Genomic DNA, 23906 nt, shown 5'->3' with positions numbered 1-23906 from the left:
TTTCATCCGGCTCTTTTCCTTTTACATCTTAATCTTTGCCTGGTCAGATTCCTTCGCCTGCTTGACCGTACGATAAGGAGAGTATGTACTTTGTTCCTCAAACTCGCCGCACAGCTTTTTTTCTTCTGCTTTTCCCGGCACAATTTCTTTGAATCGCCGATACGTCTTAAGCAGCTCTTCACGGTCGGCTCCCTTTTCATAAGCCAGCTCAACCTGCTGGAAAAATGCAATCACATCCACTGCTTCTTCGGTTGTCCAATCTTCATTCATCGGATATTGGTATTCCATTTTCTTCACTCCTTATAGATTCGCTTTCCTTTTACAAAAAGCATCTTCATTTGATCATAAATTGTTCTTTACATTCTTTCAAGTTCATAATATAATTCATTTGTTTTACGTCTAAAAAACGGTTGAGAAACTGATTTTAATACACACTAATATGCATAGGTATTACTACAAAGGTGGGAAAACAATTGTCGCAACATGAAACACCCTTATACACAGGCCTGAAAAAGCACGCAAGCAGACAGCCTGTTCAATTCCACATTCCCGGCCATAAAAAAGGGGCAGGAATGGATCCAGAGTTCAGACAATTTATCGGTGAAAACGCGTTAAGTATAGATTTGATTAATATTGAACCATTAGATGACCTGCATGCGCCTAAAGGCATTATTAAAGAAGCGCAGGATTTGGCTGCCGAAGCTTTCGGCGCGGACCACACCTTTTTTTCTGTTCAGGGAACAAGCGGCGCAATCATGACAATGGTGATGGCTGTCTGCGGACCTGGAGATAAAATCATCATTCCAAGAAATGTGCACAAATCCATTATGTCAGCTATTGTATTTTCCGGAGCCGTCCCAATCTTTATTCATCCTGAAATTGACAATGAACTAGGCATCTCTCACGGCATTACACTTGAATCCGCTAAACGGGCGCTGAATGAACATCCTGATGCCAAAGGGCTTCTTGTGATCAACCCGACATATTTCGGAGTAGCTGCTGATTTAAAAAGCATCGTAGAACTAGCCCATTCCTTTGATGTGCCGGTTCTAGTCGATGAAGCACACGGCGTTCATATTCATTTTCACGACCAATTTCCGCTTTCAGCGATGCAGGCAGGTGCAGACATGGCTGCGACAAGTGTGCATAAACTAGGCGGATCACTGACACAGAGCTCTATTCTAAACATGAGAGAAGGCCTTGTTTCTAAAGACAGAGTGCAATCGATACTCAGCATGCTGACAACCACGTCTACTTCTTATTTGCTTCTAGCCTCTTTGGACGTCGCCAGAAAACGGCTTGCGACAGAGGGCTATCAGCTTGCTGAAGAAACGTTGAAGCTTGCTAATCAGACGAGAGAACGTCTGAACCAAATTGACGGCATTTACTGTGTCGGTTCTGAAATTATCGGTTCTAAAGCGGCTTACAATTATGACCCGACAAAATTAATTATTTCAGTTAAAAACCTGGGGCTCACAGGACATGATGTCGAGAAGTGGCTGCGTGAATCCTTTAATATTGAAGTAGAGCTTTCAGATCTGTATAACATTTTGTGTATCTTCACACCTGGTGACAGCCAGAACGATGCAAATCGCCTTGTGGAAGCTTTAAAAGAGATAGCGCGTCAAATGTCAGCAAATGATGTTACGCATAAACAGACAAAGGTACTGCTTCCAGAAATCCCGTTACTGGCGATGACGCCGCGTGACGCATTCTATGCAAATACAGAAATTGTTCCATTAAAAGAAGCAGCAGGACGGATTATCGCTGAATTTGTGATGGTGTATCCTCCTGGAATTCCTATCTTTATCCCCGGCGAGATTATTACAAAAGAAAACATCAGCTACATCTTCAAAAACATTGATGCCGGACTTCCAGTTCAAGGACCGGAGGATTCTACTTTGAGCATGATTCGAGTCATAAAAGAGCAAAAAGCTATTCAATAAATACAAAAAGCATGCGGCTAAGCCGCATGCTTTTTCTTACTCTTCATCAAGAGGACACTGACATTGTCCGCAGCATGTTCCGTATAACGTTGTAACCTTCTCATCCTCGAAGTAATGAATGGCTTCGTTACAATCTTGGCAAACAATCGTACCCATCTCTCATTCCCCATTTCTTTTAATTTTGAAAACGCTTAATTTCTTTTGTTGGTATTATATTAATATGTCACATTTAAAATGTCAACAATAAACTGTATAACACATTTATTTCAAAAACTTTTAATGTAACATGTTTTTTCTTTTCGGTTCCATGAATTATCATCTTCTTAACAAACGCTTTCATTCGATACTTATGCTGAAAAGACATTGTGATTTCATGTTTTCGCGAACTTTTTTTGAATAGTGTAACGAAATTGCAAATGATTCGCGATGAATAATGTGTGCGTTCAGAGTATTCGGTTTAAAGAGATGTTATCTCTCTTTAAAAACGGTTTCAATTATATAACAATTAGGTAACAAGAAGCAGATGACGCGGTTACTCGTGATAAACTAAAACTAGTTTACTATGGTTTATACAGAGGAGAAGATAGATGCGATATCGCGCGGTATTTCCCATACTGATGATAGTATTTGCTTTATCGGGCTGCACCCTTTCCACAATCAATCCAATAAAAAAAAGCCGAATTGACAGCATTCATCATACTCAAATCCTATTTTTTTCTGATGAAAATCAAATTGATCAAGAGGCGTCATATTATGATGCTCTGCTAGATTTAGAAAAGGATTATCCTGATCAAATAGATAAAATGAAGGTATACGATAACAGAAAAGGCTGGGAAGATGAAATCGAAACCGTCCCCACTCTCATGGTAGTTGATCAGCGGCATGTCGTTGTGAAAATAGAGGGATGTGTGAAAAAGAAAGAAGACATCATTAAACCATTACAGCATGTACTGTCTAAATAAATAAAACAGCCCCCGCTTACGGGGCTGTTTTTTATGTCATCTCTATTATTTTACGATGTGAATCGGGCTTCCGATTGCCACTTCAGCAGCTTCCATTGTGATTTCACCCAATGTTGGATGTGCATGAATTGTCATAGCAATATCTTCAGCAGTCATGCCGCCTTCGATAGCTAAACTTAATTCAGAAATCATGTCAGAAGCGCTTGCGCCGGCAATTTGCGCACCGATTACAAGGCCATCCTCTTTACGAGTGATCAGCTTCATGAAGCCGTCAGTTTCGTTAAGAGAAAGCGCGCGGCCGTTTGCTGCAAATGGGAATTTAGCAGCAACAATGTCAAGGCCTTCTTCTTTCGCTTGTGCTTCAGTGTAACCGACTGATGCAAGCTCAGGCTCAGAGAAGACAACCGCAGGAATACCAAGGTAATCGATTTCTGCAGGCTCTCCAGCGATCGCTTCTGCAGCAATCTTACCTTCGTAAGATGCTTTGTGAGCAAGCGGCGGTCCTTCAATGATATCACCGATTGCATAGATGTTAGGTACGTTCGTGCGGCACTGTTTGTCAGTTTTGATAACACCGCGGTCAGTCATTTCAATACCGACTTGCTCAAGACCAAGCTCATCAGTATTTGGACGGCGTCCGACAGTAATCAGTACGTAATCAGCATCAACAGTTTTTTCTTCACCTTTTACTTCGAAAGTGACTGTTACGCCGTCAGCTTTTTCTTCAACGCCTTTAGCCATCGCGTTTGTATGGATTTCAACGTTGCCTTTTTTCTTCAGTCTGCGAGTTACAAGGGAACTCATTTGTTTTTCGAAGCCTGGAAGAATTTCATCTCCGCCTTCAAGAATAACAAGCTCAGTTCCGAAGTTTGCATACGCAGTTCCAAGCTCAGTTCCGATGTATCCGCCGCCGATAACAACAAGCTTTTTAGGAATTTCTTTAAGAGCCAAAGCACCTGTTGAATTTAGGACACGCTCAGTATATTTGAAGTTTGGCAATTCGATAGGACGAGAACCAGTCGCAATGATTGCGTTTTTGAACGTGTATGTTTGAGCAGAATTCTCATCCATTACACGAACTGAATTGCTGTCTACAAAGTAAGCTTCGCCTTTTACTACATCTACTTTGTTGCCTTTAAGAAGACCTGCTACACCGCCAGTAAGCTTGTTAACAACAGAAGTTTTCCACTCTTGAACTTTTGTGAAATCAACTGTTACGTTCTCAGCATTGATTCCCATGTCATCAGAATGCTTAGCATTCTCATAACGGTGGCCAGCATTGATCAGCGCTTTTGAAGGGATACATCCAACGTTCAGACAAACGCCTCCAAGAGTTGCTTTTTCAACGACTGTTACTTTTTGTCCAAGCTGTGCAGCGCGGATGGCAGCTACATAGCCGCCAGGTCCCGCACCAATTACAAGAGTATCTGTTTCAATAGGGAAATCTCCTACTACCATAACATTACGCCTCCATTAAAATTAATTGTGGATCGTTCAGTAAACGCTTGATGTGATTTAGTGCATTTTGCGCAGTCGCTCCGTCGATCATACGGTGGTCGAAGCTGAGAGAAAGAGCTAAGACTGGAGCTGCTACGATTTCGCCATCACGAACAATCGCTTTTTCTGCAATGCGTCCGATACCAAGAATCGCAACTTCTGGATGGTTGATAACCGGAGTGAACCATTGTCCGCCGGCTGAACCGATGTTTGTAATTGTGCAAGATGCGCCTTTCATTTCAGCCGGAGCAAGCTTGCCTTCACGAGCTTTTGTTGCAAGGCTGTTGATCTCATCAGAAATTTCAAAGATCGCTTTACGATCTGCATTTTTTACAACCGGCACAAGCAAGCCTTTTTCAGTGTCAGCAGCGATACCGATGTTGAAATAATGTTTTTGGATTACTTCATCTGTTTTATCGTCAATTGACGTGTTTAAAACAGGGAATTTTTTCAGTGCAGATGTAAGAGCTTTTACAACGTAAGGCAAGTATGTCAGCTTGATGCCTTGATCAGCAGCAACCTGTTTGAACTGTTTACGATGTGCAACAAGGTTTGTTACGTCCACTTCGTCCATTAGTGTTACGTGAGGAGCAGTGTGTTTAGAGTTAACCATCGCTTTTGCAATTGCTTTACGGATACCACTCATTTTTTCGCGAGTTTCTGGGAATTCACCCTCTGGAGCCGGTGCAGCAGCCGGTTTAGCAGCTGTTTCTTGAGGTGCAGCAGTTTCTTGCGGCGCAGCTTCTTGCGCTCCTCCGTTTACAAAGCTGTCGATATCTTCTTTCACAACACGTCCGTTGTTGCCTGAACCTGTTACTTTACGGATATCTACGCCTTTTTCACGAGCGTATTTACGTACAGAAGGCATAGCGATCACGCGTTTGTTCGGGTCAACTTCAGCTTGATCCTGCTGTCCTGCACCAGTTTCTTTAGCAGGCTCTTCAGCACGCTCTTCTTTCGCAACATCTTGTCCAGCTTCACCAGTAGACTGAACTTGTGCTTCAGTTTTTGCGTCGCCAGACTCATCGCTGCCTTTAAATTGAAGGTCTTCGTAACCAGGTGCATCAAACGTAATGATCGTTTGTCCAACAGTTGCAACCGTTCCCTCTTCAACTTTTAATTCTAATACTTTTCCTTTAACAGGTGAAGGAATTTCTACTACTGCTTTATCATTTTGGACTTCCGCCAGTACATCATCTTCGTCAACCTCATCGTTAGGCTTGACAAACCATTTTACGATTTCGCCTTCGTGGATACCTTCCCCGATATCTGGAAGTTTAAATTCAAATGCCACAGTTCTCGACCTCCTAGTTTGATTAAGCAATTTTAAAGTTTACAACGTAAGCATTGAAAACAGATATATAATAGAGGGAAAACGTTCATCTTCCCTCTCGATTATGCAGTTTGATTAAAATTCAAGTACTTTTCTTGCTGTTTCAAGAACATCTTTATGGTTTGGAAGCCATACGCTCTCCGCTTGAGAGAAAGGAAATACTGTATCAGGCGCAGCCACGCGAAGTACAGGTGCTTCCAAGCTCAAGATCGCACGGTCATTAATTTCTGCTACTACGTTTGCAGCAATACCGGCTTGTTTTTGTGCCTCTTGAACAACAATCGCGCGTCCTGTTTTTTCTACAGATGCGATGATTGTATCAATGTCAAGCGGGCTTACAGTGCGAAGGTCGACAACTTCAGCAGAAATGCCGTCTTTTTCAAGCTCCTCGGCAGCTTTTAATGATTCATGAACCATTGCGCCGTAAGTGATGATTGAAAGGTCAGTACCTTCACGTTTTACGTCAGCTTTGCCAAGCTCAATTGTGTATTCTTCTTCAGGAACTTCCTGACGGAAAGAACGGTAAAGCTTCATGTGCTCTAAGAAAACAACAGGATCGTTGTCTCTGATCGCAGAAATCAAAAGTCCTTTGGCATCGTAAGGAGTTGATGGAATAACAACTTTGATACCAGGCTGTTGTGCAACAAGACCTTCTAAGCTGTCAGCGTGAAGCTCAGGAGTATGAACACCGCCGCCGAACGGAGAACGAATGGTTACAGGTGAAGTCCAGCGTCCGCCAGAACGGTAACGCATACGAGCCATTTGGCCAGAAACTGAATCCATTACTTCGTAAACAAATCCAAAGAATTGGATTTCCATTACCGGACGGAAGCCGTTTAAGCCTAAACCAAGGGCAAGACCGCCGATACCAGATTCAGCAAGTGGCGTGTCAAACACACGGTCTTCACCGAATTCTTTTTGCAATCCTTCTGTCGCACGGAATACGCCGCCGTTAACACCAACGTCTTCTCCGAAAACTAAGACATTTTCGTCATTTTTCAGTTCTGTGCGTAACGCATCCGTGATTGCTTGAATCATTGTCATTTGCGCCATGGCTTACTTCGACTCCTTCTGTGTATAAATTTCAAATTGCTCCTCAAGGTTATGAGGCATTTTTTCGAACATGATTTTCATTAAATCAGTTACTTTTTGCTTAGGCTCAGCATCCGCTTTTTTGATCGCCTGCTTAATTTCTTCTTTTGCATCCTCAATTACTTTTGTTTCTTCTTCTTCAGACCATAGGCCTTTGTTTTCAAGGAACGCACGGAAGCGTACAAGCGGATCTTTTTGCTCCCACTCGTTTTCGATTTCTTTTGTGCGATATTTAGTCGGATCGTCACCAGCCATTGTGTGCGGGCCATAACGGAATGTCAGTGTTTCAATCAGTGTCGGGCCTTCGCCGTTAATCGCGCGTTCGCGTGCTTCAGCAGTTGCAGCGTATACAGCAAGCGGATCCATTCCGTCTACTTGTACACCCACAATACCGGCAGCTACTGCTTTTTGTGCAATTGTGCCTGCTGCAGATTGTTTTTCAACTGGAGTTGAAATCGCGTAACGGTTGTTTTGTACAACGAAGATCGCAGGTGCTTTATAAGCGCCGGCAAAGTTAATTCCTTCGTAGAAGTCCCCTTGTGAAGCTCCGCCGTCACCAGTGTAAGTGATTGCGACAGCTTTCTTACCGCGTTTTTTAAGACCTAGCGCAACACCGGCCGTTTGAATGTATTGAGCACCGATAATGATTTGTGGAGAAAGGGCATTTACATCATCAGGCATTTGGTTACCCCGGAAATGTCCGCGAGAGAACAGGAACGCTTGATATAATGGAAGGCCGTGCCAGATTAACTGAGGCACATCACGGTATCCCGGAAGAACGAAGTCTTCTTTTTCAAGCGCGAAATGTGTAGCAATCTGAGAAGCTTCTTGGCCCGCAGTAGGAGCGTAGAATCCGAGACGTCCTTGACGGTTTAATGAGATAGAGCGCTGATCAAGCACACGCGTAAATACCATGCGGCGCATAAGCTCTTTCAATTGATCATCAGTTAAATCAGGCATCGCCGCTTCATTCACGACTTCTCCCTTTTCATTTAAAATTTGGAACGTTTCGAACTGCTTTTTAATGGCATCAAATTGCTTCTTACTATCAACGATTACTTTTTTCGTTTTTGCAGCCATACTAAGTCACCTCTTCCTTTCTTTTAAACAGTCATTAGACGTGCATTCCTTTTATACATACAAACTTAGGGTACCCTAAAGTATCAGCAGCAAGTCGTATATATTTTAGCCGATCCCCAGTTTGCCGAAACCATTTATGTAGGATAGTTACACTCTGCTTTGAACTGTATTATTTCGAAGTTGTAAAAAACTAATACAACACCGCTTAACATGGATTAGTTTACACCATATAAAGAAGAACCGTCAATCGTTTTCATCGCTGATTTTCAATAAATGTATTCGCTTTACATTTTCTATAAAAAAACAGATGCAACCTGCACCTCAAACTGTACTAGTATAACCTATCACACTGTACTACAATAGAAATTTAAATTTTGAATAGAATTTAAAAAAAGAGCTGATCATAGTCAGCTCTTTTTTATGTGATAGCCTGCGGCGTCATATAAATCTTCGCGGGCTTTATTATATTTCTCCGTTTGCACATCAAATTCTCCGCTTTGTTTAAGGACTTTTTTATAAGAAGCATTTGCTTTTTCGATCTGCTTTTCAAGCTTATCCAGCGTCAAGTCTTTGTCTTTCAGAAGCTTATACAGTTTTTTATCAAGTTTAATGGCTTTTTCATATTCTTCAGACATAGAGCTGTATGCTGCATATCTTTTTTCCATATGATCTGCCGCAGTCTCAGCCTTTTTCTTTATGTGTCTATCCTTAATAGTTTCAGCGGATTTTTTTGCTTCCTCAAATTCTGATTCGGATTTCTCGATGCTCTCATTTTCAAGCTTTAGATGTTCTTCACGTTTATTTACATTCTCTAACGCCTCATTTGATAAAGAAACGATTTTTTTATAATCATCCATATTAAGCTTGATGACATCATTGTAAAGAGCATGTTCTTTTTTCTCTAATTCCTCGAGCGTTTTCTGTTCTTCTTGAAACGGCTTTTCTAGATCAGCGACTTTTTCTAATGAGTCATGAAGTGAGTCCAGCGGATCCTGTCCCACACACCCGGTTAAAAGTAAACTCAAAGCGCAAAAGGCTCCGATTTTCACACCGTGTCGCCGTTTTATTCTGTCTTTCACGTTAAATCCCCCAATCTTGACATTTTCTACTATAGAATCCATAAAGATATTTGACAATAGCCAGATGGTTATCTCATGGTTTGCTGAACAAAAAATCAAATCTAAATCGTGAAAAATCAGGACAGATGACCATACAACTTTTTTGTTTTTACATAGGTTATTGTAGACGCTATGCCTACTACAAGGCTCTGGCGTAATTAAAAGAGGAGGTTATGTTCATGTACGGTTATGGATATGGTTACGGCGGAGGCTGCTGCAGTTATGGTTACGGATATGGCGGAGCAGGATATGGCCGCACATTTGCGTTAATTGTTGTTTTATTCATTCTGTTAATCATTGTCGGAGCTGCTTATTTAGGCGGAGGCTGTTAATCATTACACAGTAAAACACTGACCAGCCATTTACGGCTGGTCATTTGTTTCGTTGCACCTTTACGAAGAAATCCGATATAATTTACATATTAAGCTTTAGGAGTGAAGTTTCTTGATTACTATGGAAAACATCGTGCGCGACGGCCACCCTGCCCTAAGAGTGACAGCAGAGCCTGTCGGGCTGCCTGCCACAGAAGAAGAAAAACAGCAGCTGGCAAATATGATTGAATTCGTAAAAAACAGCCAAAATCCGGAATTAGCTGAAAAATATAAGCTGCGTCCCGGCGTGGGACTCGCGGCTCCTCAAATTAATATTAATAAACGGATGATCGCAGTCCATGCAGAAGATGCTTCCGGGAAGTTATACAGCTATGCATTGTTTAATCCAAAGATCGTCAGCCATTCCGTTGAAAGAAGCTATTTAACAAGCGGTGAAGGCTGCCTGTCAGTTGATGAGGCAATTCCCGGCTTTGTTCCGCGCTATGCTCGTATCAGAGTGAAAGGAACAACACTGGAGGGTGAACAAATTGATATTCGTTTAAAAGGATTTCCGGCGATTGTATTTCAGCATGAAATCGACCATTTAAATGGCGTTATGTTTTATGATCATATCAATAAAGAAAATCCTTTTAATGAACCTGAAAATGCGATTGCGATTGACCGCTAAAAGAAAATATGCGGCTGACACTCTAAGTGCCAGCCGCTTTTTTATTTTAGCAGGCCTAATTCTTTGACAGCATGAGCAATTCCATCCTCGTCTACGGGCTTTGTTACAAAATCCGCAACTTCTTTTAATTCAGGAACGGCATTCCCCATGGCAACGCCTGTTCCGACAAACTGAATCATTTGCAGATCATTTAATCCGTCGCCGAAGGCATATGTATCGCTGATATCAAACGGAAGACGCTCGATTACTTTTTTAATCCCCTCTGCCTTTGATCCGCCGCGCGGCAGAACATCAGTTGAAAGCTCATGCCAGCGCACAAGATCGAATTCAGGAAAAGCCGCATAAACTTTTTCTTCTTCATCCTGGCAAAACAACAGAAGCTGAAAAATTTCTTTTCCTTCATAGAAGAGGTCATCGGTTTCAGGATAGTCGGTCTTCAGGCTGCCGATTCCCTCCAAGACATGAGGATGGTCTGCAACAGTTGCTTTCATTGTATCTTCAGCCATAAACACAACCGGGTGGCTTCCTTCTCCCGCCTGCTTTAACAATCTTCTGATAGCCTCTTCAGGCAGCGGATTCTTATAAATCACTTCTTTTTCAAAGACGACATACTGACCATTGTAGGAGATAAATGAGTGAATGCCTAACTCCTCTAAAATCGGTTTCACCAGAAACGGGGACCGCCCGCTGGCGATAAACACATGGTGTCCCTGCCGCTGAAGCTCTGCTACCGCTTTTCTTGTACTTTCCGGTATTTTTTTGTCATGATCATATATCGTGCCGTCAATATCGAAAAAGATTAATTTTGAGTCCATCGTTATTCCCCTTTATGTCTTAATCTGCAATTCCCACACTCATCATACAAAAAGATTCCGGTTCAGCAAACCATTTCCCTCAAAAACTAAATAAAATTCCATTAATATCCACGAAAAGTCCGTGCTAAACTCCGTATACTATTTGTATACAACAACCTTGGACAAGTAACAATTGAAGGAGGGACCTGCGTTATGCTTAGGAAATTAAAAAAGAAGCTCAGAAGACAATGGAACGGAATGCTCCGCAGGAAAGTCATTGCCTGATAAGGGATCTGTCACTTTTTCAAAGGTCCTTATTTTGCTCAAGACTTTCCTTATATTCCGTTTTCGAATATAATAGAGTAAGGCGAGTCTAACATACGGCATTTAAGGAGAGATTTGGATGATTTATAAGGTATTTTATCAAAAAAAAGCTGAGGAAGTACCTGTTCGGGAAAAAACAGATTCACTTTATATTGAAGGCGTATCAGAGCGTGACGTCAGAACAAAACTGAAAGACAAGAAATTTAATATTGAATTTATCACACCTGTTGACGGTGCTTTTTTAGAATATGAGCAACAGAGTGAAAATTTTAAAGTATTGGAGTTATGAGCGGTATGAAATTTGTAAAAAACGATCAGACTGCTGTTTTCGCCCTCGGAGGACTGGGCGAAATCGGTAAAAATACGTATGCGGTGCAGTTTCAGGATGAAATTGTGCTGATTGATGCGGGGATCAAGTTTCCCGAGGACGAACTGCTCGGTATTGATTACGTCATTCCCGATTACACGTATTTAGTTAAAAACGAAGATAAAATTAAAGGGCTTTTTATCACTCACGGGCACGAAGACCATATCGGCGGCATCCCGTACCTGCTTAGACAAGTCAATATTCCCGTTTACGGCGGTAAACTCGCGATCGGCTTACTTCGGAATAAACTTGAAGAGCACGGATTATTAAGACAGACTAAGCTTAACATCATCGGTGAGGATGATATCGTAAAATTTCGCAAAACGGCTGTGTCATTCTTTAGAACAACACACAGTATTCCGGATTCCTACGGTATTGTTGTAAAAACGCCGCCCGGAAACATCGTACATACTGGAGATTTCAAATTCGACTTTACTCCAGTCGGCGAGCCGGCAAACTTAACGAAAATGGCCGAAATCGGCAAAGAAGGCGTTCTGTGCCTCCTTTCAGACAGCACAAACAGTGAAAACCCGGAGTTCACTATGTCTGAACGCCGTGTCGGAGAAAGCATTCATGACATTTTCCGCAAGGTGGACGGCCGAGTTATCTTCGCTACATTTGCGTCGAATATTCACCGCTTGCAGCAGGTAATTGAGGCTGCTGTATTAAATGGAAGAAAAGTTGCCGTATTTGGACGCAGTATGGAATCGGCTATCGAAATCGGACAAACTCTCGGCTATATTAACTGTCCTAAAAATACGTTTATTGAACATAACGAAATCAATCGCATTCCTGCCAATAAAGTAACAATCCTGTGTACAGGAAGCCAAGGGGAACCGATGGCGGCTTTATCCAGAATTGCAAACGGCACACATCGGCAGATTTCAATCAATCCTGGGGATACAGTCGTATTTTCTTCATCCCCTATCCCGGGCAACACAATCAGCGTGAGCCGCACAATTAACCAGCTGTATCGTGCGGGGGCCGAAGTTATTCACGGACCTCTTAATGATATCCATACATCCGGTCACGGCGGACAGGAAGAACAAAAGCTGATGCTTCGTTTAATCAAGCCTAAATTCTTCATGCCGATTCACGGTGAGTACAGAATGCAAAAGATGCATGTCAAGCTTGCGACAGATTGCGGCATCCCTGAAGAAAACTGCTTTATCATGGATAACGGTGAAGTATTGGCGCTTAAAGGCGATGAAGCTTCAGTTGCCGGTAAAATCCCATCCGGTTCAGTATACATCGACGGTAGCGGTATCGGTGATATTGGAAATATCGTGCTTCGCGACCGCAGAATTCTTTCTGAAGAAGGTCTTGTGATCGTCGTTGTCAGCATAGATATGGATGACTTTAAGATTTCAGCGGGCCCTGACTTGATTTCCAGAGGGTTTGTTTACATGAGAGAATCAGGTGATTTGATCAATGACGCCCAGGAGCTTATTTCAAACCACTTGCAAAAAGTTATGGAACGAAAAACCACTCAATGGTCAGAAATCAAAAATGAGATCACGGATACGCTTGCTCCGTTCTTATATGAAAAAACGAAACGCCGCCCAATGATCCTTCCGATCATTATGGAGGTTTAAAAAAAGATGCACTCCTAAGTGAGTGCATCTTTTTTATTGCAGTGCTATATGCTGAAATGACTTTACATCAAACAACCCTGTTGTCGTCATTTTGATGTCAGGAATGACAGGCAAAGCCAAAAATGAAAGCGTCAAAAATGGGTTAAACCGGTCTTTGAAACCGATGAATGAGAGCTTTTCATGAAGCGTCATTAAGCTTTGATTCACCAATTCTGCAGATTGGTCGGATAATAACCCCGCAATCGGCAGAGGAACCGAGTGAAGTTCTTCCCTGTCTTTTATAACTGTTAATCCGCCACCAATTTCCTGCAGCTTATTTACTGCGGTTGCGATATCGGTGTCATTTGTCCCCACGGCAATGATATTATGCGAATCGTGTGAAATCGTTGTTGCAATCGCCCCGCTTTTCAAACCAAATCCATTCACAATACCAAGTCCCGTTTCTTTTAATCCCTTATGCCGTTCGACGACTGCAATCTTTAACAAGTCAAGATCGATGTCAGGCTGAAAAATGGATGCTTCCGGAGCCGGAACACTCATCAGGCGTGTTTCAAGCTGATTTGGTATGATTTGAATGACATTCATCTGCTGCTGGGGATCAATTGGCATATGAAAATCCTGTTCGGAAAGAGGAGCAGCAAGGTTAACGGAATGAAGCAGCGCCGGATCTGGTGTTAGCGTATGAGCTTGTGCCTGACAGACTGCTTTATTATCTTCAGCAACAGTTTGTCCTTTTACCAACGTCTTTGTGACAGTGACATTTTCCACATCTGAAATAAAGAGCAAATCGGCGTCAAATCCCGGAGCAACCGCTCCCTTTGTATCTAGTCCGTAGCATTCCGCTGCATTCAGGCTTCCTAATTGGTATGCCAAAAACGGATCGAGACCTGCTTGAATAGCCATTTTCACCTGATGATTCACACTTCCCTCTGACAATAAATCATCTACGTGTTTATCATCAGTACAGAAAAAGAAACGGCGCGCATTCTTTTCATTAACAGCCGGCAGCACTTTCATTGTATTTTTGGCGACTGACCCTTCTCGCATCATGACGTACATTCCTCTTCTGATACGATCCAGCGCTTCTTCCTTCGTCGTTACCTCATGATCGGTCAAGACAAAAGCGGTTCTGTAAATATTGATGAGATCAGTTGACAGGCCTGCTAAATGTCCGTCAATCCGTTTCCCCGCGCTCCGGGCATCAAACAGCTTATTAACCATGTCTGCTTCACCCTGCTCAACCGATACATAATCCATCACTTCAGCCAGACCCAATACCTCTTTCTCTTCGTAAAATGGCTTCAAATCGGCCGCCTGAAGTACCGCACCGGATCTCTCAAAGCTGGCGGCAGGCACACTGGAGGGAAGCATAAAATGGATATTCAGCGGTGTTTGGCGAGCCTGTTCAATCATAAATTTGATCCCTTCCTGACCGGACACGTTCGCTATTTCATGCGGATCGGTAATGATGGTCGTCACGCCATTCGGCAATACGGCTTTTGCAAACTCGATCGGTGTCACCATTGATGACTCAATATGTACATGACCATCAATAAATCCCGGCACAATGACTTGCCCCTCTGCATCAATGGTTTCTTCACCTTCATACAGGCCGAGGCCTACAATAACTCCGTCTGTTATCGCAATATCTTCATAAATCCACTCATGATTATATACGTCCATGATTTTCCCGTTCTTAATGACGATGTCAGCTTTTTGTCTGCGGGCTGAAGCATTCAGCCTTTTGACCAGCGCTTCTTTATTCAAATGGCCCCCTCCTCTTTTTTATTTATATGGTACAATATGCTATCGGAACGCTTATCCGTAGTCAATAAAATTTTAGTAAATTGGCGCTTAGTTCATTAAAGTTGTTATATTCTGATAATATGAAAAAACCGTCCCTAAGGACGGCTTATATTTCTTCTATTTCGTATGAAGAACTCTTTTCTCAAAACGTGAAATATCCGTAACCGATCCAATGACGATGAGAATATCTTCTTGATGTATCACTTCAGTCGCAAGCGGCGACACGATGACTTCCTTGCCCCTTTTAATCGCTACAATATTAATACCGTATTTCGCCCGTATATCTAAATCGAGAAGAGTGTTTCCGGCAAGACGGCTGTTGGCCACGATCTCGACAAGACTATGCTCTTCTGACAGCTCCAAATAATCAAGTACATTGTTGGAAACGATATTATGCGCAATTCTTTTTGCCATATCACGTTCCGGGTGGACAATGTGATCCGCGCCGATTTTGGACAGCACTTTTTCATGATAATCGTTCTGAGCCTTAACTGTAATCGTATTGACACCCAGTTCTTTGAGGATCAGAGTTGTTAATATACTCGCCTGAATATTTTCACCGATCGCAACAATGACGTGGTCAAAATTCCTCAAACCTAAATTTTTCAGAACAGATTCGTCGGTCGAGTCTCCGATGACGGCATGTGATGCAATCTTGGCATACTCGTTGACTTTATCTTCATCAATATCCATCGCCATGACCTCGACGCCCTCTTCGCTCAATGCTTTGCATATACTTCCACCAAAACGGCCGAGACCAATTACGGCAAATTCTTTTTTCATAGTGGTGCTCCTTTACCTAACATCATATTGATCAAATTTTAACATATTCTTTTGAAGCAGTGTTAATTTCATCAACCTTTTGGCAGCGAATTCATATGCTGCTTAAGCCGTTCAGTAAAGCCCGGGGTCAAATAAAGCTCCGCTCCCCGTTCAATCTCGATTTGATAATGCTGAGGAGGTGCTGTTTCTGCTTCTTTTCGGAGGACGAGAAAGGTTAAACAATCGGTATAGAGCTTTCCCCCTGCTTCAACGTTTACAAATGCCGGCCGATAGGTAAGAGATTCAACCCCTTCCCTTTTATACAAATAGGTGACAGCTGAAAAAGGAAGACGATACAGAACCCCTTCTGTCGTGCCTCCGTCTTCAGTGATATCCGCTCTTGAGCCGTCTGGCCTTTTTAACGTAAAGCGGGTTGTATACCCTTTTAAAACAGCTCCTCCCACTGGATCTTGAAAATAATGATCAACCCCTGCTTTTTGAAAACGGGCATTGTCCATACAAGATCCATAGGCAAAGTAGTACACGGGATCTTTAGATTTGCTGATCATCTGATGTTCTTTCCAGTCACCGCTGCCTATTTTCACAAAGTCAGCACAATCATCTTTTTCCATATAATATACAAGTGCTTCCTTGATTCCAGCATCAGTTTCGACATGTACAGATTTCTTGTGGTAGCCTTGATAAAAAAGATCAAGCTTATGTATACACGATTCATCTGCTTCATATATCTCACCGCAAATATAGCCATCAGCCCCAAACACGGCCGCGGGTTCCTCGGCTGCCGTATTAAAAAGACTTCCCTTTGTCCGCGCCTGCTCACTGATACAAGCCGACTGTGATAACAAATGATGATTTTTTTCATGCTTCCTTAAGGTCCCATATACAAACAGAAGCGAGTTCATCTTGTTTTTCCCCTCTCAGCTGTCAGATTTCAAAGGCAAAACAACTTGAAAGATGCTGCCTTTTCCAGCTTCACTTTCAATCTTCAATTCCCCGTTATGTTCCTTTAATATTCTCAAACAAATGGCGAGCCCCAGCCCTGTGCCTTTCTCCTTTGTTGAATAAAAAGGTTTTCCGATTTGCTCAAGCTTTTCCTGTGACATGCCGTTCCCTTCATCTTTTACGCTTATTACGACGTGTGAAGCTGTTTTAGCAGTGGAAATCGTTACGACACCGCCTTTTGGCATTGCTTCAATTCCATTTTTGATAATATTGATAAAAACCTGCTTCAGCTGGTTTTCGTCCCCTTTAATCATACAGGCTTCCGTCTCACCAAAATTCTTTTCTATAGCAATATTGGACAATATGGCATTCGTATCAAGCAATGTCGTGACTTGTTTCAAAATTTCATTGATTGGGTGCGTTTTAAATGTAATTTCCTGCGGCTTTGCCAGCAGCAGCAGCTCGCCGAGCACCAGATCAATTCTTTTAATCTCTGAAAAGATGATATCAAAATAATCTTTTCTATCCGGATATGATGTTTTCATAATTTGAAGGAATCCGCTGACGGACGTTAAAGGATTTCTGACTTCATGTGCAATGCCGGCAGCCAGTTCACTCGTGATTGACAGTTTCTGCGACTCCCTCGCAAGCCGTTCATTAATTTCCAGAAGCTCATCTTCAGCCTCTTTTCGCTCAGTGATGTCTGACATTGTACCCAGGCTTCCGGTAAATTGCTCATCTCGGTCATAGTAAAGTTTATAGTGAACCTCGCCCCAAAAAATCGTCCCGTTCTTTGTCACATATTTTGCCGTAAACATCCCCGAGGACGCTTTGTTTTTGATTTGAGTATTAATGTGATCAGCTACATGCTTTTCTTTTATGAAGTAATCATTATACATTGTCCCCATGCATTCACTGATCGAAAAACCTGTGATGGCTGCCCACGCTTGATTTAAGTATGTAATTTCGCCTTTTGCATTGGTTTGAAAAACGATCTCCTGTAAATTATCCATGATGCGGTTCTTCTCATCAGAAAGCTGTTTATACTTCCATTCATTATCTTTCATTTTCTTGACCAGCTGTTTTTTCTCATCGACATAATACGCCAGCATCCAGACACTGAAAATCGTTACTGCTGTATACACAATGTCAACAGGCCAATTAATCGGGTTTTTGCCTATAAAATAAAATAAATAATCCCAAAACATAATAAAAATCATCGCCAAAATAATGGAAATGATACGTGCTTGATATTTTCTCATATGACCACCTGCCGCTTGTGTTTCTCTGTTTATTGTACCATTCTTCGACAAATAATTGAGTAAAATATGTAAAGTATCCCAAATCATTCATTACCTTTTGTTCATGATGTCATATCTTAGGCGGCGGTAATCAGAAATCGGCACGCAAAAAAAGGCGGAGATTACACCATTCCGCCTTTTTCAACATATATTATTCTTTTAAAGCGGCTTGAATTTCTTCGAGAAGCAGCTGTGCGCCTTCAGGGCTTAACGTAATTTTACCGTTGCCGTACTCTTTATTTTCTGAAGTGATTTCCCCAGTCATTAAACAAACGCCATGAGGTTTGTACTTTTTCAAAATAATTTTATCGCCCTCGACAAAAAACTCAATGCTGTCTTTAATAGCAATATCCAGTGCCCGTCTTAACTCTATCGGCATAACAATACGGCCTAATTCATCTACTTTTCTTACAACACCTATTGATTTCATAAAAACCCTTCTTCCTTAAATGTTTCTTTTTTCATGTAATATTCAAGGTTGTACCTCAATATATCGTAGACGTACGAAACTTAGAAAAAGTTTCCCGCTTTCTTGAAGAATCGCAAGATATTTTTTCCATAAAACCGAAAAATGTATTACTTCTGTTACACCCTTCCGCAGTTTTTTACAAAAACATTTCTTTCCCGACGCACACCCCCAAAAATCACTTCTTTTCTTAGAAACTTTAAATGTAGAATCATATAAAATCAGGATAAAGATTGGGTGAAAACATGTTTCAATCAACTGAAATTGGAATTGACTTAGGAACAGCTAATATACTTGTTTACAGCAAAAATAAAGGAATCATCTTAAATGAACCTTCTGTTGTCGCAGTAGATACAACGACTAAAGCAGTGCTTGCGATCGGGACTGACGCGAAAAATATGATCGGTAAAACACCGGGAAAAATTGTCGCTGTCAGACCGATGAAGGACGGCGTTATCGCTGACTACGACATGACAACTGATTTGTTAAAGCACATCATGAAAAAAGCCGGAAAGAGCATCGGCATGTCGTTCAGAAAGCCGAATGTCGTTGTGTGCACACCATCAGGCTCAACTGCAGTGGAACGCCGCGCCATCAGTGACGCGGTGAAAAATTGCGGAGCGAAAAACGTCCATTTAATTGAAGAACCGGTGGCAGCTGCAATCGGAGCGGATTTGCCGGTTGACGAGCCGGTTGCTAACGTGGTGGTAGATATCGGCGGCGGGACGACGGAAGTCGCGATTATTTCCTTTGGAGGCGTTGTCTCCTGCCATTCAATCAGAATCGGCGGAGACCAGCTTGATGAGGATATCGTTGCTTTTGTGCGGAAAAAGTACAATTTGCTGATCGGTGAACGCACAGCTGAGCAGGTTAAAATGGAAATTGGCCATGCATTGATTGAGCATGTGCCGGATGCAATGGAAATTCGCGGACGTGACCTTGTGACGGGGCTACCGAAAACCATTATGCTTCAATCAAATGAAATTCAAAACGCGATGCGTGAATCTCTCCTTCATATTCTTGAAGCGATTAGAGCCACACTTGAGGACTGTCCTCCTGAATTAAGCGGAGACATTGTCGATCGCGGCGTAATTTTAACAGGAGGCGGGGCGCTTCTTAACGGGATCAAAGAATGGCTGTCAGAAGAAATCGTTGTACCTGTACACGTGGCGCCAAACCCGCTTGAATCCGTGGCAATCGGCACCGGCCGTTCTTTAGAGGTGATTGATAAGCTCCAAAAAGCGGTTAAATAATCCTTTTCTCGCAAAATCTCAGAAAGTAATTGAAATTCCTGCTTCTTTTTTCCTCTCTCGCTTCATATTGTGGGAAATGGAGAAACGATAAGGAGGAAACAGATGCTTAGAGATTTAGGAAGACGGGTAGCGATTGCAGCCATTTTGAGCGGAATCATTCTTGGAGGCATGAGCATTTCACTGGCAAACATGCCTCATGCGCCTGAAGGTACTGTAAAAATGAATCATCCATAAGTGTTGAAAAGCCCAAAACCATTTTGTTTTGGGTTTTTCTCTTTGCACTCCTTTCTTTTCTTTATAGGAGATTATTTGATATGATGAGAAAAAAGCACGAGGAGGAAAGATTGATGGATACATTTTCAGAGAAACTAAATACATATGCCCAGCTGGCGGTTGAGGTCGGGGTTAATGTCCAAAAAGGCCAGTATGTGGTGGTAAATGCTTCGACGGAGGTACGCGATTTCGTCCGTCTGATTGTAAAACATGCATATGAAAAAGGCGCAAAAAATGTAACAGTGAATTGGCAGGATGACGAAGTGGCCAAATTAAAATATGAACTGGCGCCGTTTGAAGCCTTTGAAGAGTATCCTGAATGGGAAGCGAAAGGCAGAGAAGAGCTTGCCAAAAAAGGAGCTGCTTTCATTTCAGTCGTATCCTCAAACCCAGATTTACTGCAAGGTGTAGATTCCAAACGGATTGCCGCCTTCCAAAAAGCTGCAGGCAAAGCGTTACATACATACAGACAATACATTCAATCTGATAAAGTGAGCTGGACTGTCGTCGGTGCTGCATCAGCAGGTTGGGCTCAGAAAGTATTCCCTGGCAAATCAGAAGAGGAAGCGACACAGCTTCTGTGGGAAGAAATTTTTAAAGCCACACGCGTAAACGAAGAAAATCCGGTTCAAGCGTGGATCAATCATGATCAAAACCTTCATGAAAAAGTTGATCGTTTGAACCAAAAACATTATGCTGCTTTACATTACCAAGCAGAAGGAACTGATTTAACAATCAAGCTGCCGAAAAAACACGTTTGGGCAGGTGCCGGAAGCGTAAATGAAAGCGGACATGAATTTATGGCCAATATGCCGACAGAAGAAGTATTCACACTGCCGCAAAAAGACGGGGTAGACGGATTTGTATCGAGCACAAAACCGCTAAGCTACGGCGGGAACATTATCGAAAACTTCACGCTCACATTCAAAAACGGCCGTATTGTTGACATTAAAGCCGAAAAAGGAGAAGACATTTTAAAAGAATTGGTCGAAACAGATGAAGGCTCTCACTATCTTGGTGAGGTAGCTCTTGTCCCGTACGATTCGGCTATTTCACAGTCAAATATTCTTTTTTACAACACTTTATTTGATGAAAATGCGTCAAATCATCTGGCGATCGGCAGTGCCTATGCTTTTAACATTGAGGGCGGAAAACAGATGTCTCGCGAAGAGCTTGTCAAAGAAGGCTTAAATGAAAGCATTACCCACGTAGACTTTATGGTTGGTTCTAAGGATATGAACATTGATGGAATTACTGAAGACGGAAAAAGAGAACCTATCTTTAGAAATGGAAATTGGGCTTTTTAAATAAAGAAGGAGGCTTTCGCCTCCTTCTTATTTTTGTGCTTCATACATTTGCAGATTGGCATAAACTGTTTCTAATATTGGTGTTGAAAGAGACAAACGCTTTGCTTTATCAAGCAAAAAGCCGTGCAGATGATCTCCTTCAGTCGTTTGGCCATTTTCCATATCACGAAGCATGGAGGATTTCATATGATAAGACATGCTTGTCATTGTGCGGAAGCTGTCTTCTTCAAGTTCTGGATCAGCCGGAACTCCTTCCTTGCGCAAGATCATGCCGATTTCCCCAATGAGTGTTCGCGCAGTGTGCCGCCCGCTCTCTGTTTCAAGGATTGGTCCAAGCGGTCTTTGAAATAAGGTTGTCATTCCTGCTTGTGCTGCAATAAACAGATATTTTTTCCAGATGTCTTTCTCAATATGCCCGCTAATGATGACCTCTGCCTTCACTCCTGCAAATGCTTCCTCAAGCTCTTTTATCCGTTCCGTGCGCTCACCGTTCCATTCACCGAACACAAAACGATGCGACGCACTTGTATGGTTGATTTCTCCCAGATTGTTTAAAGCACTTTCTATGAAGCACAGCCCGCCCAGCACCTGATCTTTCGAAAATGCCGTAAACAGCTGCTCGTAGTGACGATAACCGTTTAAGAAAGGAATAATAACTGATTCACTGTGGACAAAAGGTTTGACATCACTAATCACCTGACCGAGTGAATATGCTTTAGAAGCGATGATGATCACATCAAACTGTTCTTTTTCTCCTGCAGTGATTACTGCGGGCTGAAAGGACACGTCACCCTTTTCACTATGAATAACTAGCCCCGTTTGTTTTAACTGTTCAGCTCTTTTTTGGCGGACAAGAAACGTCACCGCATTCCCTTTCTCTGCAAGCCGTCCGCCAATATAACCGCCTACTCCACCTGCTCCGGCAATTAAAAATTTCAAGTTAATGTCCCCTTTCTTTTCTATGTACAAAAAAAAGCAGAGAATTCTCTGCTTTTTTTATTACGCGTATAGTTCAGCAAGTTTTTTCTGCACATCAGCATTTTCAAGGAACTCGTCATAGCTCATTTGCTTGTCAACAATGCCATTAGGCGTAATCTCTATGATTCTGTTGGCAATCGTCTGTACAAACTGGTGGTCATGTGATGTAAACAGCATAGCGCCTTTAAAGCTGATTAAGCCATTATTGAGCGCTGTAATAGATTCTAGGTCTAAGTGGTTGGTCGGTTCATCCAAAATTAAAATATTGGCGCCAGAAAGCATTGCTTTCGAAAGCATGCAGCGAACCTTTTCTCCCCCGGATAAAACATTTGCTTTTTTGTGTACTTCTTCACCGGAAAACAGCATGCGTCCTAAGAAGCCGCGTAAAAAGCTCTCACTTTGATCATGAGGAGAATATTGGCGAAGCCAGTCTACAAGATTTAAATCACTGCCTTCAAAATATTCGCTGTTGTCTTTAGGGAAGTACGCTTGAGATGTCGTCACGCCCCATTTAAATGTTCCGCTGTCAGCTTCCATTTCCCCGGAAATGATTTTGAACAAAGTAGTAACAGCCAATTCATTACGTCCTGTAAAAGCAATTTTATCTTCTCTATTCATAATAAAGCTGACATTGTCGAGAACTTTTACACCGTCAATTGTTTTCGTTAATCCTTCTACCCGGAGAACATCATTACCGATTTCTCGTTCCGGTGTGAAGTTGACGTAAGGATAACGGCGTGAAGACGGTTTAATATCATCAAGAGAAATTTTATCAAGAAGTTTCTTTCTTGAAGTCGCCTGTTTTGATTTAGACGCATTTGCGCTGAATCTGGCCACAAACTCTTGAAGCTGTTTAATTTGCTCTTCTTTTTTCTTGTTCGCTTCTTGAGAAAGCTTCAAAGCAAGCTGGCTTGATTCATACCAGAAATCATAGTTTCCGACGTAGATTTGGATTTTGTTAAAATCAAGGTCAGCAATATGTGTACACACTTTATTTAAAAAGTGACGGTCATGGGATACAACAATCACAGTGTTTTCAAAGTTAATCAGAAACTCTTCCAGCCACTGAATTGCCTGAAGGTCCAAGTGGTTCGTCGGCTCATCAAGAAGCAGAACATCGGGCTTGCCGAATAATGCCTGAGCCAAGAGAACTTTCACTTTTTCGGAACCGCCAAGGTCTTCCATCTTCTTCGTGTGAAGATCTTCTGAGATGCCGAGACCTTTTAGAAGGATCGCAGCTTCACTTTCTGCTTCCCATCCGTTCAGCTCTGCAAATTCACCTTCGAGCTCTGCCGCACGAATTCCGTCTTCATCCGAGAAATCAGGCTTCATGTAAATTGCGTCTTTCTCCTGCATGACCTCGTATAAACGCTTATGTCCCATAATTACAACTTTTAGCACTTCATACTCTTCGTACTCAAAGTGGTTCTGTTTCAGGATGGCAAGACGCTCGCCAGGACTCATATGAACATCGCCTGTCTGAGGCTCAATTTCTCCTGATAACACTTTCAGAAACGTTGATTTACCAGCACCATTGGCACCAATTAACCCGTAGCAGTTGCCTGGGGTAAATTTAATATTTACATCTTCAAATAACTTGCGATCCGCAAAGCGCAAGCTCACATTATTTACAGCAATCATTTAATATCCTCCATCATGTCTATCATCATTAAAAGTATACCATGAATGG

At 42.2% G+C, this 23906-nt stretch carries 24 protein-coding genes; 9 read left to right on the top strand and 15 right to left on the bottom strand.

Annotated features, from left to right (window positions below):
- Positions 1-21: 21 nt before the first annotated feature.
- The gene (locus CJU60_RS19735; RefSeq protein ID WP_024121266.1) at positions 22-288 is read right to left on the bottom strand and encodes a UPF0223 family protein; all 267 of its coding nucleotides are present in this window, start codon (positions 286-288) and stop codon (positions 22-24) included.
- Between the two features lie 185 nt (positions 289-473).
- Between CJU60_RS19735 and speA the strand changes: the two genes are divergently transcribed.
- A complete protein-coding gene (gene speA / locus CJU60_RS19730; RefSeq protein WP_095714721.1) occupies positions 474-1946 on the top strand; it encodes an arginine decarboxylase in 1473 nt (490 codons plus the stop codon).
- 36 nt (positions 1947-1982) lie between these two features.
- Here the strand turns inward: speA and CJU60_RS19725 are convergent, their stop codons facing one another.
- The gene (locus tag CJU60_RS19725; RefSeq protein ID WP_010334106.1) at positions 1983-2102 is read right to left on the bottom strand and encodes a GapA-binding peptide SR1P; all 120 of its coding nucleotides are present in this window, start codon (positions 2100-2102) and stop codon (positions 1983-1985) included.
- A 431-nt stretch (positions 2103-2533) separates the two neighbouring features.
- Here CJU60_RS19725 and slp point away from each other — a divergent pair, with 431 nt between their 5' ends.
- A complete protein-coding gene (slp, locus tag CJU60_RS19720; RefSeq protein WP_024121264.1) occupies positions 2534-2908 on the top strand; it encodes a peptidoglycan-associated lipoprotein Slp in 375 nt (124 codons plus the stop codon).
- Positions 2909-2953: 45 nt separating this feature from the next.
- On the opposite strand, the gene lpdA is transcribed toward slp, so the two are convergent.
- The 5 genes from lpdA to CJU60_RS19695 all read right to left on the bottom strand — a co-directional run bounded on the left by lpdA (position 2954) and on the right by CJU60_RS19695 (position 8989).
- Positions 2954-4366, bottom strand: coding sequence for a dihydrolipoyl dehydrogenase (gene lpdA / locus CJU60_RS19715; protein WP_095714720.1), 1413 nt, complete (start codon positions 4364-4366; stop codon positions 2954-2956).
- 4 nt (positions 4367-4370) lie between these two features.
- Positions 4371-5699 (bottom strand): pyruvate dehydrogenase complex dihydrolipoyllysine-residue acetyltransferase, encoded by a 1329-nt coding sequence (gene pdhC / locus CJU60_RS19710; protein WP_024121262.1) that lies wholly within the window; start codon positions 5697-5699, stop codon positions 4371-4373.
- 114 nt (positions 5700-5813) lie between these two features.
- Entirely contained in the window at positions 5814-6791 is a 978-nt protein-coding gene (gene pdhB, locus CJU60_RS19705; protein ID WP_014113660.1) for a pyruvate dehydrogenase complex E1 component subunit beta, read from the bottom strand.
- Between the two features lie 3 nt (positions 6792-6794).
- Positions 6795-7910, bottom strand: coding sequence for a pyruvate dehydrogenase (acetyl-transferring) E1 component subunit alpha (pdhA, locus tag CJU60_RS19700; protein WP_024121261.1), 1116 nt, complete (start codon positions 7908-7910; stop codon positions 6795-6797).
- Between the two features lie 407 nt (positions 7911-8317).
- Entirely contained in the window at positions 8318-8989 is a 672-nt protein-coding gene (locus tag CJU60_RS19695) for a YkyA family protein (RefSeq protein ID WP_095714719.1), read from the bottom strand.
- Between the two features lie 218 nt (positions 8990-9207).
- On the opposite strand from CJU60_RS19695, the gene CJU60_RS19690 reads away from it, so the two are divergent.
- Both CJU60_RS19690 and def read left to right on the top strand, forming a co-directional pair.
- Complete coding sequence (locus CJU60_RS19690; RefSeq protein WP_010334100.1) at positions 9208-9360, top strand: YjcZ family sporulation protein; 153 nt, start codon at positions 9208-9210, stop codon at positions 9358-9360.
- Between the two features lie 112 nt (positions 9361-9472).
- A complete protein-coding gene (def, locus tag CJU60_RS19685; RefSeq protein ID WP_095714718.1) occupies positions 9473-10027 on the top strand; it encodes a peptide deformylase in 555 nt (184 codons plus the stop codon).
- Between the two features lie 41 nt (positions 10028-10068).
- On the opposite strand, the gene CJU60_RS19680 is transcribed toward def, so the two are convergent.
- Positions 10069-10842, bottom strand: coding sequence for a Cof-type HAD-IIB family hydrolase (locus CJU60_RS19680; protein ID WP_010334098.1), 774 nt, complete (start codon positions 10840-10842; stop codon positions 10069-10071).
- A 382-nt stretch (positions 10843-11224) separates the two neighbouring features.
- On the opposite strand from CJU60_RS19680, the gene rnpZA reads away from it, so the two are divergent.
- Both rnpZA and rnjA read left to right on the top strand, forming a co-directional pair.
- Positions 11225-11434 carry an RNA polymerase subunit omega 1 gene (gene rnpZA / locus CJU60_RS19675; protein WP_010334097.1) on the top strand — a complete coding sequence of 70 codons (210 nt, stop codon included), beginning with the start codon at positions 11225-11227 and terminating at the stop codon, positions 11432-11434.
- Positions 11435-11439: 5 nt separating this feature from the next.
- A complete protein-coding gene (rnjA, locus tag CJU60_RS19670; protein ID WP_010334096.1) occupies positions 11440-13107 on the top strand; it encodes a ribonuclease J1 in 1668 nt (555 codons plus the stop codon).
- Positions 13108-13140: 33 nt separating this feature from the next.
- On the opposite strand, the gene ade is transcribed toward rnjA, so the two are convergent.
- The 5 genes from ade to abhA all read right to left on the bottom strand — a co-directional run bounded on the left by ade (position 13141) and on the right by abhA (position 18369).
- Positions 13141-14874 (bottom strand): adenine deaminase, encoded by a 1734-nt coding sequence (ade, locus tag CJU60_RS19665; RefSeq protein WP_095714717.1) that lies wholly within the window; start codon positions 14872-14874, stop codon positions 13141-13143.
- A 156-nt stretch (positions 14875-15030) separates the two neighbouring features.
- A complete protein-coding gene (gene ktrC / locus CJU60_RS19660; RefSeq protein WP_010334094.1) occupies positions 15031-15696 on the bottom strand; it encodes a Ktr system potassium transporter KtrC in 666 nt (221 codons plus the stop codon).
- Between the two features lie 71 nt (positions 15697-15767).
- Entirely contained in the window at positions 15768-16598 is an 831-nt protein-coding gene (locus CJU60_RS19655; RefSeq protein WP_095714716.1) for a gamma-glutamylcyclotransferase family protein, read from the bottom strand.
- A 15-nt stretch (positions 16599-16613) separates the two neighbouring features.
- Positions 16614-17900 carry a two-component sensor histidine kinase KinC gene (kinC, locus tag CJU60_RS19650; protein ID WP_095714715.1) on the bottom strand — a complete coding sequence of 429 codons (1287 nt, stop codon included), beginning with the start codon at positions 17898-17900 and terminating at the stop codon, positions 16614-16616.
- Positions 17901-18090: 190 nt separating this feature from the next.
- Positions 18091-18369, bottom strand: coding sequence for a transcriptional regulator AbhA (abhA, locus tag CJU60_RS19645; protein ID WP_095714714.1), 279 nt, complete (start codon positions 18367-18369; stop codon positions 18091-18093).
- Between the two features lie 281 nt (positions 18370-18650).
- On the opposite strand from abhA, the gene mreBH reads away from it, so the two are divergent.
- From mreBH to CJU60_RS19630, 3 genes are all read left to right on the top strand, one after another.
- Positions 18651-19658, top strand: coding sequence for a cell shape-determining protein MreBH (gene mreBH, locus CJU60_RS19640; RefSeq protein WP_024121252.1), 1008 nt, complete (start codon positions 18651-18653; stop codon positions 19656-19658).
- 102 nt (positions 19659-19760) lie between these two features.
- Positions 19761-19892 (top strand): protein YkpC, encoded by a 132-nt coding sequence (locus tag CJU60_RS19635; RefSeq protein ID WP_024121251.1) that lies wholly within the window; start codon positions 19761-19763, stop codon positions 19890-19892.
- 113 nt (positions 19893-20005) lie between these two features.
- The gene (locus CJU60_RS19630) at positions 20006-21238 is read left to right on the top strand and encodes an aminopeptidase (RefSeq protein WP_095714722.1); all 1233 of its coding nucleotides are present in this window, start codon (positions 20006-20008) and stop codon (positions 21236-21238) included.
- A 27-nt stretch (positions 21239-21265) separates the two neighbouring features.
- Here the strand turns inward: CJU60_RS19630 and CJU60_RS19625 are convergent, their stop codons facing one another.
- Both CJU60_RS19625 and CJU60_RS19620 read right to left on the bottom strand, forming a co-directional pair.
- Complete coding sequence (locus CJU60_RS19625; RefSeq protein WP_095714713.1) at positions 21266-22177, bottom strand: ketopantoate reductase family protein; 912 nt, start codon at positions 22175-22177, stop codon at positions 21266-21268.
- Positions 22178-22237: 60 nt separating this feature from the next.
- Complete coding sequence (locus tag CJU60_RS19620) at positions 22238-23857, bottom strand: ABC-F family ATP-binding cassette domain-containing protein (protein ID WP_024121248.1); 1620 nt, start codon at positions 23855-23857, stop codon at positions 22238-22240.
- Positions 23858-23906 lie beyond the last annotated feature (49 nt).

This window comes from Bacillus sp. 7705b (assembly GCF_002289525.1).
GTDB classification, from domain to species: domain Bacteria; phylum Bacillota; class Bacilli; order Bacillales; family Bacillaceae; genus Bacillus; species Bacillus halotolerans.
This window is presented reverse-complemented; position numbering and strand designations above follow the sequence as displayed.